Below are 13,130 nucleotides of genomic sequence, written 5' to 3' on the forward strand. Positions count from 1 at the left end.
GTTCTTCCAGGAAAGCACCGCAAAGCGGTGCAAAAGGTCATTGACTAACTATAGGAGATTTAGAATTTTATTAGCATATACGCGGAAGCGGTTCGGCGTGTGGTAAATCGAGGGTTCGTTTCACGCCATACAGACCGGCAAGACGAACACCTTTACGTTCCACCACTTCACCAATCAGCGCCGCGTCTTTCCCCAGTGGATGGGAATGTAACGCCGCCAGCACTTGCTCTGCTGCGTTGCGTTCAACGGCGATCACCAGTTTGCCTTCGTTGGCAAAGTTAAGGGCGTCCAGCCCCAGCAGTTCGCAAACGCCGCGCACGGCAGGTTTAACCGGCAGTGCCGCTTCTGAAATTTCAATACCACAACCGCAGGCTGCCGCGAACTCATGAACTACCGCGTTCACTCCACCACGGGTGGCGTCACGCAGTGCCTTCACACCGGGAATATCACGCAGCGTCTGGATGAGCGGCGTCAGCACTGCGCAGTCGCTGACCAGTTCGCCATCCAGCCCCAGTTGCTCGCGCAGATTAAGAATAGTTGCTCCGTGGTCGCCGAGAGTTCCACTCACCAGCAGAACATCGCCTGCGGTTAGCGTCTGTGCGCCCCAGTGAATATTCGCCGGGATCGCGCCCATGCCAGCGGTGTTGATAAACAGTTTATCTGCCGCGCCGCGTTGCACCACTTTAGTGTCGCCAGTAACGATGGCAATGCCTGCCGCGCGGGCGGTTTCTGCCATGCTGGTCACCACGGCTTTTAGCGTCTCCATCGGCAATCCCTCTTCGAGGATAAAGCCACAAGAGAGATAGCGCGGAATAGCGCCACTGACCGCAACGTCATTCGCGGTGCCACAAATCGCCAGCTTGCCAATATTGCCACCAGGAAAGAACAGCGGGTCGATGACGTAGCTGTCGGTGGAGAACGCCAGACGGTCGCCTTCTGCCACCAGCTGCGCCAGCTCAAGGCGCGCCTGGTCTTCCTGTTCTGCCAGCCACGGATTGGCAAAAGCTTCCATAAACAGGCTGTTGATTAATTGCTGCATCGCCTGGCCGCCGCTGCCGTGGGCGAGTTGGATATTATTCACGCTTCACTCTCCTGCTGACGATACTGATACCACGCGGCGCATGCTCCTTCGGAGGAAACCATCAGCGCGCCAAACGCGGTTTGAGGATTACAGGTGTTACCAAACAGCGGGCATTGATGCGGCTTACATTTGCCCGTCAATACTTCGCCACAACGTGCGCGCGGGTCATCGCAAACCTGCTGCGGTGCCGGGCGGAAATGCGCTTCGGCGTCAAATCGTTGATAGTCTGGCGTCAGGTGTACACCAGAAGATTCAATCACGCCTAAGCCGCGCCATTCGCTGTCGCCGTTGACGCAGAAGACATCCGCAATCGCCTGTTGCGCCAGCAGGTTACCGGCATCCGGCACCACCCGACGATACTGATTCTCCACCTTGCTGTGGGCCGCTATTTTCTGCTCCACCAGCATGACCACGCCTTGTAGTAGATCAAGCGGTTCGAATCCAGCAACCACCAGAGGACGATGAAAATCACTGGCGATAAAATTATAGGCGTCGGTGCCGATAACCATACTGACGTGGCCCGGCGCGAGGAACGCATCGATACCGTTATCCGGCTGTTCCAGCAAACTGCGTAGCGTTGGGATCAGCGTAATATGCTGGCAGAAAAAGTAAAAATTTTGCACATCGCGGGCTTTCGCCTGTTGCAGAGTGATGGCCGTCGTCGGCATGGTGGTTTCAAACCCTAAGCCGAAGAACACCACTTTACGAGTTGGATTCTCCTGCGCCAGTTTTAACGCATCCATTGGCGAGTAAACGATGCGAACATCGGCACCGCGCGCTTTTGCCTGTAACAGCGACCCCTGTTTCCCCGGCACGCGCATGGCGTCGCCAAAGGTACAGAAGATGACTTCCGGATGGCTGGCAATCTCCACGCAGGTGTCGATTCTTCCCATCGGCAGTACACATACCGGGCAACCCGGACCGTGGATAAACTCAACGTTTTCCGGCAGTAACTGGTCGAGGCCGAATTTAAAAATGGCGTGGGTATGACCGCCGCACACTTCCATAATCCGCAGAGGGCGTTCAGCGGTGTAAGAGAGATGTGAAGCACGTTCGCGTAGATGCTCAATTAACTGCATCACCTGTTCCGGCGCGCGATATTCATCAACAAAACGCATTATTTTTCCTCGCCATACAACAGCGCGCCGACATCCGGCTCAACGTCAAACATGTTTTGTAAGGCGTCGAGGGTGTCGCGCGCTTCGGCTTCATTAATTACGCTCATGGCAAAGCCAACGTGAACCAGTACCCACTGGCCCACGCGTGGCTGACCGTTTTCATCGCAGCTGCCGACTAACGTTAGATCGACGTCGCGCTGAATACCGCAGACGTCGACTTTCGCCTGGTTGCCGTCAATGGTGCGGATCTGGCCGGGAACGCCTATGCACATCGCTGTGTCTCCAGCCAGTTCAGCCACTGGTCCATCCCTTCGCCGCTGGTGGCGGAAATAAGGATGATTTCAATTTCTGGATTGACTTCGCGGGCGCAGGCGATGCACTTCTCAACGTCGAAATTGAGATACGGCAGCAGGTCAACTTTGTTGAGCAGCATCAGCGAGGCGGCGGCAAACATATGGGGATATTTCAGCGGTTTGTCTTCACCTTCGGTAACGGAAAGCACCGCCACTTTGTGTTTTTCACCGAGATCGAAGCTGGCCGGGCATACCAGGTTGCCAACGTTTTCGATAAACAGAATACCGTTATCGTCCAGTGGCAGGCGCGGCGCGGCGTCGGCAATCATCTGTGCGTCAAGATGGCAACCTTTACCGGTATTCACCTGAATCGCTGGCGTGCCGGTAGCGCGAATGCGCGCGGCATCGTTCACGGTTTGCTGGTCACCTTCAATAACTGCGCACGGAACGCTGTCTTTCAGGCGCATCAAGGTTTCCGTCAGCAGGGTGGTTTTACCGGAACCAGGGCTGGAAACCAGGTTGAGTACCAACTGATTGCGGGCAGCAAAGCGCGCTCGGTTGCGTTCAGCCAGACGGTTGTTTTTGTCCAGCACGTCAATTTCGACTTCCAGCATCCGACGCTGGCTCATGCCCGGCGCGTGAGTGCCCGCTTCGCCATGACCGTAATGCAGGTCGCCTTCTTCAGTCTGGCTGGGGGTAAATTCAGGCGCTTTAATGCCGGTGATTTTCATCTTCGGGCGTGCCGCCGGGGCAAATGGCGCGCTACGAAACGCGGAATGAGGGTTATGTTCATCACCCTCGATATACAGGTTGCCTTCACCGCAACCGCATGTTGTACACATCGCTCACTCCTGGTCTATTTCTATCCGCCGAATCTGTAAACCGTCGTCTGCCACAATTTGTAGCATGTCGCCATGACACTGTGGACAGCGTCGGACGCGCTGGGTTAATAGCGTCACATATTGTTGGCATGTTTCGCACCAGCATTCGGCCTCTTGTTCTTCGAGGTGCAGTTTACAACCTTCCGCCACGCTGCCGCGGCAAACCAGATCAAAACAAAAGGCAAGAGAGCTGGTTTCGACACAAGAAAATGCGCCAATTTTGAGCCAGACCCCAGTTACGCGTTTTGCACCGTGTTTTGCGGCCTGCTGTTCGATCAATTCCAGTGCCCGTTGGCAGAGGGTTATTTCGTGCATATCGCCTCCCATTAACTATGGCCAGCTACAAGCAATAATTGTGCCAGTGTTGATTATCCCTAAAGTGAATAATGTCGATGATGTCGAAATGACACGTCGACACGGCGACGAAATTCACCAGAATCCTAAAAATCTCTTTTATAACAATAAATTAAAAGTTGGCACAAAAAATGCTTAAAGCTGGCATCTCTGTTAAACGGGTAACCTGACAATGACTATTTGGGAAATAAGCGAGAAAGCCGATTACATCGCACAGCGGCATCGTCGCCTACAGGACCAGTGGCATCTCTACTGCAATTCGCTGGTTCAGGGGATCACGTTATCGAAAGCGCGCCTGCATCACGCCATGAGCTGTGCGCCAGACAAAGAACTCTGTTTCGTCCTTTTTGAACATTTTCGCATTTACGTCACCCTGGCGGATGGCTTTAACAGCCACACCATCGAGTATTACGTCGAAACGAAAGAGGGTGAAGAAAAACAGCGGATTGCGCAGGCACAATTGAGCATTGACGGAATGATAGATGGCAAGGTCAACATCCGCGATCGCGAACAGGTACTGGAACACTATCTCGAAAAAATCGCTGGCGTTTACGACAGCTTATACACCGCCATTGAAAACAATGTACCGGTGAATTTAAGCCAACTGGTAAAGGGACAAAGCCCGGCGGCATGAGCTGAGGCTTTGCCCGTTTTGCAGGCGTTACGCCTGTTTGGGGATGGGCGTGTCGATGAGTGTCGAAAATGACATTTCATCGGCATGTTTTCGTCAAAAATGACAATCACCTGAGGAATGCCTGGTGAATCGTTTTGTAATTGCTGACTCCACGCTCTGTATCGGCTGCCACACCTGTGAGGCCGCCTGTTCAGAGACGCATCGCCAGCACGGCCTGCAATCAATGCCGCGCCTGCGAGTGATGCTAAATGAAAAAGAATCTGCGCCGCAGCTCTGTCACCACTGTGAAGATGCACCTTGTGCGGTGGTCTGCCCGGTTAACGCTATCACCCGCGTTGATGGGGCAGTGCAGCTGAATGAAAGCCTGTGCGTAAGCTGCAAACTGTGCGGCATCGCCTGCCCGTTTGGCGCAATCGAATTTTCCGGCAGCCGTCCGCTGGATATTCCGGCAAACGCCAATACTCCGAAAGCACCACCGGCACCGCCTGCTCCGGCGCGTGTCAGCACGTTGCTTGACTGGGTGCCGGGTATTCGCGCGATCGCCGTCAAATGTGACCTCTGTAGCTTTGATGAACAAGGTCCGGCCTGCGTGCGGATGTGCCCAACCAAAGCCCTGCATCTGGTGGATAACACCGATATCGCCCGCGTCAGCAAGCGTAAGCGTGAGCTGACCTTTAACACGGACTTTGGCGATCTCACCTTGTTTCAGCAGGCTCAAAGTGGAGAGGCTAAATGAGCGCAATTTCCCTGATCAATAGCGGCGTGGCGTGGTTTGTTGCCGCCGCTGTTCTGGCATTTCTCTTTTCTTTTCAAAAGGCGTTAAGCGGCTGGATTGCCGGAATTGGCGGCGCGGTGGGTAGCCTGTATACGGCAGCCGCAGGCTTCACTGTGCTGACTGGCGCGGTTGGCGTGAGCGGCGCGTTGTCGCTGGTAAGCTACAATGTGCAAATCTCTCCGCTTAATGCGATTTGGCTGATAACCCTCGGCCTGTGCGGTCTGTTTGTCAGCCTTTACAACATTGACTGGCATCGCCATGCGCAGGTGAAATGCAACGGTTTGCAAATCAATATGTTGATGGCTGCTGCCGTCTGTGCCGTCATTGCCAGCAATCTGGGCATGTTCGTAGTAATGGCAGAAATCATGGCCCTGTGTGCGGTGTTCCTCACCAGCAACAGCAAAGAGGGCAAACTGTGGTTTGCGCTGGGGCGTCTTGGCACTTTGCTGCTGGCGATTGCTTGCTGGCTGCTGTGGCAACGTTACGGCACGCTGGATCTGCGCCTGCTGGATATGCGCATGCAACAGCTGCCGCTTGGTTCCGATATCTGGCTGCTCGGTGTGATTGGTTTTGGCCTGCTGGCCGGGATTATCCCGCTGCACGGCTGGGTGCCACAGGCTCATGCTAACGCCTCTGCGCCAGCTGCCGCGCTGTTTTCCACGGTGGTGATGAAAATTGGCCTGCTGGGTATTTTAACCCTGTCTCTGCTGGGCGGTAATGCGCCGCTGTGGTGGGGAATTGCACTTCTGGTACTCGGCATGATCACCGCGTTCGTCGGCGGTTTGTATGCGCTGATGGAGCACAACATTCAGCGTCTGCTGGCTTACCACACTCTGGAAAATATCGGCATCATCCTGCTGGGGCTGGGCGCTGGCGTAACGGGTATCGCGCTTGAACAACCGGCGCTGATTGCCCTTGGCCTGGTCGGTGGTCTGTACCATCTGCTTAACCATAGCCTGTTCAAGAGCGTACTGTTCCTCGGGGCTGGGAGCGTCTGGTTCCGTACCGGTCATCGCGATATCGAAAAACTCGGCGGTATTGGCAAAAAAATGCCGGTTATCTCCATCGCCATGTTGGTCGGTCTGATGGCAATGGCTGCGCTGCCACCGCTGAACGGTTTTGCCGGGGAATGGGTTATCTATCAATCCTTCTTCAAACTGAGCAATAGTGGCGCGTTTGTTGCCCGTCTTCTCGGGCCGCTGCTCGCCGTGGGGCTGGCAATTACCGGTGCGCTGGCAGTGATGTGTATGGCGAAAGTTTATGGCGTCACGTTCCTCGGCGCGCCGCGTACCAAAGAAGCCGAAAACGCCACCTGTGCGCCGCTCCTGATGAGCGTAAGCGTAGTGGCACTGGCGATTTGCTGCGTGATTGGCGGTGTTGCTGCGCCGTGGCTGCTGCCGATGTTGTCTGCTGCCGTACCTCTGCCGCTGGAGCCTGCTAATACAACCGTTTCTCAACCAATGATCACGTTGCTGCTGATTGCCTGCCCGCTGCTGCCATTCATCATTATGGCGATTTGCAAAGGCGATCGTTTGCCGTCGCGTTCCCGCGGCGCGGCCTGGGTGTGCGGCTACGACCATGAAAAATCAATGGTGATTACTGCTCACGGTTTTGCCATGCCGGTGAAACAGGCGTTTGCGCCGGTGCTGAAACTGCGCAAATGGCTGAATCCGGTGTCGCTGGTACCAGGCTGGCAGTGCGAGGGGAGTGCGTTGCTGTTCCGCCGGATGGCGCTGGTTGAACTGGCGGTGCTGGTGGTGATTATTGTTTCACGAGGAGCCTGAGAATGAGTGTTTTATATCCGTTAATTCAGGCGCTGGTGTTATTTGCCGTTGCGCCGCTGCTCTCCGGTATTACCCGCGTGGCGCGCGCCCGCTTGCATAACCGTCGCGGGCCGGGCGTGTTGCAGGAGTATCGCGACATTATCAAACTGCTGGGTCGTCAGAGCGTTGGTCCCGATGCCTCCGGCTGGGTGTTCCGCCTGACACCGTACGTAATGGTTGGCGTCATGTTGACTATCGCTACCGCGCTGCCGGTAGTGACTGTCGGTTCTCCGCTGCCTCAACTGGGGGATTTGATCACTTTACTGTATCTTTTCGCCATTGCGCGTTTCTTCTTTGCCATTTCTGGTCTGGATACCGGTAGTCCGTTTACTGCTATTGGCGCGAGCCGTGAAGCGATGCTGGGCGTGCTGGTTGAACCGATGCTGCTGCTTGGTCTGTGGGTCGCCGCGCAGGTGGCCGGTTCCACCAACATCAGCAACATCACCGACACCGTTTATCACTGGCCGCTGAGCCAGAGCATTCCGCTGGTGCTGGCGCTCTGTGCCTGCGCATTCGCCACCTTTATCGAAATGGGCAAACTGCCGTTCGACCTGGCGGAAGCCGAGCAGGAGCTGCAGGAAGGTCCGCTCTCTGAGTACAGCGGCAGCGGCTTTGGCGTCATGAAATGGGGTATCAGCCTGAAACAGCTGGTGGTGTTACAGATGTTCGTCGGGGTGTTTATTCCGTGGGGACAAATGGAAACCTTCACTGCCGGTGGGCTGCTGCTGGCGCTGGTGATTGCCATCGTCAAACTGGTGGTCGGCGTACTGGTTATCGCGCTGTTCGAAAACAGCATGGCCCGTCTGCGTCTTGATATTACTCCACGCATTACCTGGGCTGGTTTTGGCTTTGCATTTTTAGCGTTCGTCTCCTTGCTGGCGGCGTGATTAAAGAGAGTTTGAGCATGTCTGAAGAAAAATTAGGTCAACATTATCTCGCCGCGCTGAATGAGGCATTTCCGGGCGTCGTGCTGGACCACGCCTGGCAGACCAAAGATCAGCTGACTGTCACCGTGAAGATGAACTATCTGCCGGAAGTGGTGGAGTTCCTCTACTACAAGCAGGGGGGCTGGCTGTCGGTGCTGTTTGGTAACGACGAACGCAAACTGAATGGTCATTACGCCGTTTACTACGTGCTGTCGATGGAGAAGGGCACCAAGTGTTGGGTAACTGTTCGCGTCGAAGTTGACGCCAACAAACCAGAATATCCGTCCGTGACGCCGCGCGTTCCGGCGGCGGTGTGGGGCGAGCGTGAAGTGCGCGATATGTACGGTTTGATTCCGGTAGGGCTTCCGGATGAACGCCGTCTGGTGCTGCCGGATGACTGGCCGGATGAACTCTACCCGCTGCGTAAAGACAGCATGGATTATCGTCAACGTCCGGCACCAACTACTGATGCTGAAACCTACGAGTTCATCAACGAACTGGGCGACAAGAAAAACAACGTCGTGCCGATTGGTCCACTGCACGTCACTTCTGACGAACCGGGCCACTTCCGTCTGTTCGTCGATGGCGAAAACATTATCGACGCCGACTACCGCCTGTTCTATGTCCATCGCGGCATGGAAAAACTGGCGGAAACCCGCATGGGTTACAACGAAGTGACCTTCCTCTCCGACCGTGTGTGCGGGATCTGCGGCTTCGCCCACAGCACCGCTTACACCACGTCGGTGGAAAACGCGATGGGTATTCAGGTGCCAGAACGTGCGCAGATGATTCGCGCCATTTTGCTGGAAGTGGAACGCCTGCACTCGCATCTGCTCAACCTTGGACTTGCCTGCCACTTCACTGGCTTTGACTCCGGTTTTATGCAGTTCTTCCGCGTGCGTGAAACCTCCATGAAAATGGCGGAGATCCTTACCGGTGCGCGTAAAACTTACGGCCTGAACCTGATCGGCGGGATTCGTCGCGATCTGCTGAAAGATGACATGATCCAGACCCGTCAACTGGCGCAGCAGATGCGTCGTGAAGTGCAGGAGCTGGTGGATGTGCTGCTGAGCACACCGAACATGGAACAGCGCACTGTCGGCATTGGTCGTCTGGACCCGGAAATTGCCCGCGACTTCAGTAACGTCGGCCCGATGGTCCGCGCCAGCGGTCACGCCCGCGATACCCGTGCCGATCACCCGTTTGTTGGTTATGGCCTGCTGCCAATGGAAGTCCACAGCGAGCAGGGCTGCGACGTGATTTCCCGTCTGAAAGTGCGTATCAACGAAGTCTATACCGCGCTGAACATGATCGACTACGGTCTGGATAACCTGCCGGGCGGCCCACTGATGGTGGAAGGCTTTACCTACATTCCACACCGTTTTGCGCTGGGCTTTGCCGAAGCGCCGCGTGGCGATGATATCCACTGGAGCATGACCGGCGACAACCAGAAGCTGTACCGCTGGCGCTGCCGTGCCGCGACCTACGCGAACTGGCCGACCCTGCGCTACATGCTGCGCGGCAACACCGTTTCTGATGCGCCGCTGATTATTGGTAGCCTGGACCCTTGCTACTCCTGTACCGACCGCATGACCGTGGTCGATGTGCGTAAGAAGAAGAGCAAAGTGGTGCCGTACAAAGAACTTGAGCGCTACAGCATTGAGCGTAAAAACTCGCCGCTGAAATAAGGAATCGCCATGTTTACCTTTATCAAAAAAGTCATCAAAACCGGCACGGCGACCTCGTCTTACCCGCTGGAGCCGATTGCGGTTGATAAAAACTTCCGTGGTAAGCCAGAGCAGAGCCCGCAACAGTGCATCGGCTGTGCAGCCTGCGTCAATGCCTGCCCGTCAAACGCCTTAACGGTTGAAACTGATCTCGCCACCGGTGAGCTGGCATGGCAGTTCAATCTCGGTCGCTGCATCTTCTGTGGACGCTGCGAAGAAGTCTGCCCGACGGCGGCGATCAAACTGTCGCAAGAGTACGAACTGGCGGTGTGGAAGAAAGAAGATTTCCTGCAACAGTCTCGCTTCGCGCTGTGCAACTGCCGCGTCTGTAATCGTCCTTTCGCCGTCCAGAAAGAGATCGATTACGCCATTGCGCTGCTTAAGCACAATGGCGACAGCCGCGCGGAAAACCACCGCGAAAGCTTTGAGACTTGCCCGGAATGTAAGCGCCAGAAATGCCTGGTGCCGTCCGACCGTATTGAACTGACTCGCCATATGAAAGAGGCCATCTGATGAGCAATTTATTAGGCCCCCGTGACGCCAACGGCATTCCGGTCCCGATGACGGTGGATGAATCCATCGCCAGTATGAAGGCGTCGTTACTGAAAAAAATCAAACGTTCTGCCTACGTTTACCGCGTGGACTGCGGCGGCTGCAACGGCTGCGAAATTGAAATTTTCGCAACCTTATCGCCGCTGTTCGATGCAGAACGCTTCGGCATTAAAGTCGTTCCGTCTCCGCGTCATGCGGATATTTTACTGTTTACCGGCGCGGTCACCCGTGCAATGCGATCCCCTGCGCTGCGTGCGTGGCAGTCCGCGCCGGACCCGAAAATCTGTATCTCCTACGGTGCCTGCGGTAACAGCGGCGGGATCTTCCACGATCTCTACTGCGTGTGGGGGGGTACGGATAAAATCGTCCCGGTGGATGTCTACATTCCGGGGTGCCCGCCAACGCCAGCCGCCACGCTGTACGGCTTTGCAATGGCGCTCGGCCTGCTGGAGCAGAAAATTCACGCCCGTGGGCCGGGTGAACTGGATGAACAACCGGCAGAGATCCTGCATGGCGATATGGTGCAGCCGCTGCGTGTAAAAGTAGATCGCGAAGCACGCCGCCTGGCGGGTTATCGTTACGGTCGCCAGATTGCCGATGATTTCCTGACGCAGTTAGGGCAGGGTGAAGAGCAGGTTGCACGCTGGCTGGAAGCGGAAAACGATCCGCGTCTGAACGAGATTGTCAGCCATCTGAATCATGTTGTTGAAGAGGCGCGTATTCGATGAGTGAAAAGGTGGTGTTCAGTCAACTGAGCCGTAAATTTATTGATGAGAACGATGCCACGCCCGCCGAGGCGCAGCAGGTGGTCTATTACAGCCTGGCGATTGGTCACCACCTTGGGGTTATCGATTGCCTGGAAGCCGCGCTCACCTGCCCGTGGGATGAATATCTGGCATGGATTGCCACTCTGGAGGCGGGCAGCAAAGCCCGCCGCAAAATGGAAGGCGTGCCGAAATATGGTGAGATCGTTATCGACATTAACCATGTGCCGATGCTGGCCAACGCATTCGATAAAGCCCGGGCAACGCAAACTTCGCAGCAGAAAGAATGGAGTACCATGCTGTTAAGTATGCTGCATGATATTTATCAGGAAAATGCCATCTATTTGATGGTGAGGAGACTGCGTGACTGACGTTTTACTCTGTGTTGGCAATAGCATGATGGGCGATGATGGCGCAGGTCCGCTGCTGGCGGAAAAGTGCGCCGCCGCGCCGAAAGGTAACTGGGTGGTGATTGACGGCGGTAGCGCACCGGAAAACGACATTGTCGCCATCCGCGAACTGCGCCCGACACGACTGCTGATTGTCGACGCCACGGATATGGGGCTAAACCCCGGCGAGATCCGCATCATCGATCCGGATGACATCGCCGAGATGTTTATGATGACTACCCATAACATGCCGCTGAACTACCTTATCGACCAGTTGAAAGAAGATATTGGTGAAGTGATTTTCCTCGGTATCCAGCCGGATATCGTCGGTTTTTACTACCCGATGACCCAGCCGATTAAAGACGCCGTAGAAACCGTTTATCAACGACTGGAAGGCTGGGAAGGGAATGGCGGATTTGCTCAGTTAGCGGTGGAAGAAGAGTAGTTTTTCAGTAAGGAATTCAGGGAATTGAAAATCAGAACAGGGATGTGCGCTTTTTTATTTTGCTTAGTGCTTCCTGCGCAGGCTACCAGCTTTACCGAATATCTGCCAATGAGTGACAGCGAATACGCGCAAAAGCGGGCGCTGAAACCTCTCCTGACTATGCCTTATTATACCGAGCAAACCTGGCATTTTAGAAAAGTGGGCGTTGCTGGCGTGAAGCTTGAGAAGATGCCAAATGAAGAGGATTACTGGCAATTAACTGCTAAAGACCGCGCCGGGAAATCCTGGAAGGTGCCTGTGGGTATGCTGGCAAATATGGCGGGCAAAGGGCAACTCTATCGCGCCGATCTGGATCGTAACGGCATTCAGGATCTGGTTATCTGGTTACCAAGTGCTGGTAATGGTCTGGCTCCTTATGCACATTTAATCCTTATGACGTTCACGCGCGATGGTCGTCCCTGTGTCTTTGAACCCTGGGGATTCTACACCGCAAGCAAAACTGGCGTAGATGATTTGCTGGATTTGCAAGGCAATGGCCACACACAATTGCTGGATATGCAGTTTAATTCTGGTTACTGGATAACCAGTCTGTATCAGGTAAAAGACGCCAAATGGCAACGTGTTCACGGCTGGTTTGGCAAGTTAAGCTATCCCGCGCTCACGCGTTTCACTTATACCCCCAACCGTAAACTCGTCCTCAAACCCATTGCCGGGCGTGACCCGCAAACGGAAGATTTAGCGCTGACGCAGCGTTGTTTGATAACAGGGGATGTGCTTGATGGGGTGAATCAGAACTGACTTTTTGCAGAGTGTCTATGTGGGCGATTACGTGCAGACAGACGTCACGTCAATACAGAGAGAACAAAGAATGACTGCTAATGCTGCACGCGCTGTTAAAGCAACAAGAGAACTGGTCAATGCAGTCCCCTTTCTGGGAGGCAGTGACTCAGAAGATGATTATCGTGAAGCACTGGAACTGGTCGAATATTTGATTGAAGAAGATGACACCAATCCACTTATCGACTTTCTGGCGAGCCGCATTGCAGAGTATGAAAACAACCACGAAAAGTTTGCAGAGTTCGACAAAGCCGTTGCTGCAATGCCGGTTGGCGTGGCGTTACTTCGCACGTTGATTGATCAACATAATCTGACCTATGCGGATTTGAAGAACGAAATCGGCTCTAAATCCCTGGTCAGTCAGATTTTGTCTGGACAACGATCCTTGACGATATCCCACATTAAGGCACTTTCAGCCCGATTTGGCGTTAAGCCGGAATGGTTTCTTTGATTTTTGACAGATGCCAAACGCCAGATTGCCCGATGCGCTGCGCTTATCGGGCCTACATGTCGCACGAACTATGTAGGCCG

The 13,130-nt window shown here is 54.7% G+C and carries 16 protein-coding genes; 11 read left to right on the top strand and 5 right to left on the bottom strand.

The genetic code is table 11. The features are described 5' to 3' along the window. Positions 1-70 precede the first annotated feature (70 nt). Genes hypE through hypA form a run of 5 tightly spaced genes read right to left on the bottom strand, consistent with a single transcriptional unit; the run spans position 71 to position 3,688 of the window. Complete coding sequence (hypE, locus tag BEB54_RS17545) at positions 71-1,081, bottom strand: hydrogenase maturation carbamoyl dehydratase HypE (protein ID WP_001059968.1); 1,011 nt, start codon at positions 1,079-1,081, stop codon at positions 71-73. Then, positions 1,078-2,199 carry a hydrogenase formation protein HypD gene (gene hypD, locus BEB54_RS17550; protein ID WP_001212982.1) on the bottom strand — a complete coding sequence of 374 codons (1,122 nt, stop codon included), beginning with the start codon at positions 2,197-2,199 and terminating at the stop codon, positions 1,078-1,080. The genes hypE and hypD overlap by 4 nt, the downstream gene beginning before the upstream one ends. Beyond that, a complete protein-coding gene (hypC, locus tag BEB54_RS17555; RefSeq protein ID WP_000334881.1) occupies positions 2,199-2,471 on the bottom strand; it encodes a hydrogenase 3 maturation protein HypC in 273 nt (90 codons plus the stop codon). Before hypC ends, hypD begins: the two co-directional genes overlap by 1 nt. Beyond that, positions 2,462-3,334 (bottom strand): hydrogenase nickel incorporation protein HypB, encoded by an 873-nt coding sequence (hypB, locus tag BEB54_RS17560; RefSeq protein WP_000337678.1) that lies wholly within the window; start codon positions 3,332-3,334, stop codon positions 2,462-2,464. The genes hypC and hypB overlap by 10 nt, the downstream gene beginning before the upstream one ends. A 3-nt stretch (positions 3,335-3,337) precedes the next feature. After that, entirely contained in the window at positions 3,338-3,688 is a 351-nt protein-coding gene (gene hypA, locus BEB54_RS17565; RefSeq protein ID WP_001299100.1) for a hydrogenase maturation nickel metallochaperone HypA, read from the bottom strand. A gap of 211 nt (positions 3,689-3,899) precedes the next feature. On the opposite strand from hypA, the gene hycA reads away from it, so the two are divergent. The 11 genes from hycA (at position 3,900) to BEB54_RS17620 (ending at position 13,050) form a co-directional block, all read left to right on the top strand. Next, entirely contained in the window at positions 3,900-4,361 is a 462-nt protein-coding gene (hycA, locus tag BEB54_RS17570; protein ID WP_000158081.1) for a formate hydrogenlyase regulator HycA, read from the top strand. A gap of 124 nt (positions 4,362-4,485) precedes the next feature. After that, positions 4,486-5,097, top strand: coding sequence for a formate hydrogenlyase subunit HycB (gene hycB / locus BEB54_RS17575; protein ID WP_001079186.1), 612 nt, complete (start codon positions 4,486-4,488; stop codon positions 5,095-5,097). Further along, a complete protein-coding gene (hycC, locus tag BEB54_RS17580) occupies positions 5,094-6,920 on the top strand; it encodes a formate hydrogenlyase subunit 3 (protein WP_001274427.1) in 1,827 nt (608 codons plus the stop codon). The genes hycB and hycC overlap by 4 nt, the downstream gene beginning before the upstream one ends. Before the next feature lie 2 nt (positions 6,921-6,922). Beyond that, the gene (gene hycD / locus BEB54_RS17585) at positions 6,923-7,846 is read left to right on the top strand and encodes a formate hydrogenlyase subunit HycD (RefSeq protein ID WP_000115224.1); all 924 of its coding nucleotides are present in this window, start codon (positions 6,923-6,925) and stop codon (positions 7,844-7,846) included. A 17-nt stretch (positions 7,847-7,863) separates the two neighbouring features. Continuing rightward, the gene (gene hycE / locus BEB54_RS17590) at positions 7,864-9,573 is read left to right on the top strand and encodes a formate hydrogenlyase subunit HycE (protein WP_105276645.1); all 1,710 of its coding nucleotides are present in this window, start codon (positions 7,864-7,866) and stop codon (positions 9,571-9,573) included. 9 nt (positions 9,574-9,582) lie between these two features. After that, complete coding sequence (gene hycF / locus BEB54_RS17595; RefSeq protein ID WP_105276644.1) at positions 9,583-10,125, top strand: formate hydrogenlyase subunit HycF; 543 nt, start codon at positions 9,583-9,585, stop codon at positions 10,123-10,125. Further along, on the top strand, positions 10,125-10,892 hold the full coding sequence (hycG, locus tag BEB54_RS17600) for a formate hydrogenlyase subunit HycG (RefSeq protein ID WP_000067390.1): 768 nt from the start codon (positions 10,125-10,127) through the stop codon (positions 10,890-10,892). The genes hycF and hycG overlap by 1 nt, the downstream gene beginning before the upstream one ends. Then, a complete protein-coding gene (gene hycH / locus BEB54_RS17605) occupies positions 10,889-11,299 on the top strand; it encodes a formate hydrogenlyase assembly protein HycH (RefSeq protein WP_105276643.1) in 411 nt (136 codons plus the stop codon). Before hycG ends, hycH begins: the two co-directional genes overlap by 4 nt. Continuing rightward, complete coding sequence (hycI, locus tag BEB54_RS17610) at positions 11,292-11,762, top strand: hydrogenase maturation peptidase HycI (RefSeq protein ID WP_000132961.1); 471 nt, start codon at positions 11,292-11,294, stop codon at positions 11,760-11,762. Before hycH ends, hycI begins: the two co-directional genes overlap by 8 nt. 42 nt (positions 11,763-11,804) lie before the next feature. Next, positions 11,805-12,560: a hypothetical protein gene (locus tag BEB54_RS17615; RefSeq protein ID WP_105276642.1), complete on the top strand. Its 756-nt coding sequence runs from the start codon at positions 11,805-11,807 to the stop codon at positions 12,558-12,560. Positions 12,561-12,630: 70 nt separating this feature from the next. Next, a complete protein-coding gene (locus tag BEB54_RS17620) occupies positions 12,631-13,050 on the top strand; it encodes a helix-turn-helix domain-containing protein (RefSeq protein WP_000126291.1) in 420 nt (139 codons plus the stop codon). The last annotated feature ends 80 nt before the right edge of the window (positions 13,051-13,130 follow it).

The organism is Escherichia sp. MOD1-EC6021 (genome assembly GCF_002965245.1).
Classification (GTDB): Bacteria; Pseudomonadota; Gammaproteobacteria; order Enterobacterales; family Enterobacteriaceae; genus Escherichia; species Escherichia coli_F.

Coding starts and splice junctions, on each gene's coding strand:
- hycF (WP_105276644.1), top strand. CDS start 9,583: ATGTTTACCTTTATCAAAAAAGTCATCAAAACCGGCACGGCGACCTCG.
- hycC (WP_001274427.1), top strand. CDS start 5,094: ATGAGCGCAATTTCCCTGATCAATAGCGGCGTGGCGTGGTTTGTTGCC.
- hypB (WP_000337678.1), bottom strand. CDS start 3,334: ATGTGTACAACATGCGGTTGCGGTGAAGGCAACCTGTATATCGAGGGT.
- hypC (WP_000334881.1), bottom strand. CDS start 2,471: ATGTGCATAGGCGTTCCCGGCCAGATCCGCACCATTGACGGCAACCAG.
- hycE (WP_105276645.1), top strand. CDS start 7,864: ATGTCTGAAGAAAAATTAGGTCAACATTATCTCGCCGCGCTGAATGAG.
- hycG (WP_000067390.1), top strand. CDS start 10,125: ATGAGCAATTTATTAGGCCCCCGTGACGCCAACGGCATTCCGGTCCCG.
- hypD (WP_001212982.1), bottom strand. CDS start 2,199: ATGCGTTTTGTTGATGAATATCGCGCGCCGGAACAGGTGATGCAGTTA.
- hypA (WP_001299100.1), bottom strand. CDS start 3,688: ATGCACGAAATAACCCTCTGCCAACGGGCACTGGAATTGATCGAACAG.
- hycA (WP_000158081.1), top strand. CDS start 3,900: ATGACTATTTGGGAAATAAGCGAGAAAGCCGATTACATCGCACAGCGG.
- hycH (WP_105276643.1), top strand. CDS start 10,889: ATGAGTGAAAAGGTGGTGTTCAGTCAACTGAGCCGTAAATTTATTGAT.
- hycD (WP_000115224.1), top strand. CDS start 6,923: ATGAGTGTTTTATATCCGTTAATTCAGGCGCTGGTGTTATTTGCCGTT.
- BEB54_RS17615 (WP_105276642.1), top strand. CDS start 11,805: ATGTGCGCTTTTTTATTTTGCTTAGTGCTTCCTGCGCAGGCTACCAGC.
- BEB54_RS17620 (WP_000126291.1), top strand. CDS start 12,631: ATGACTGCTAATGCTGCACGCGCTGTTAAAGCAACAAGAGAACTGGTC.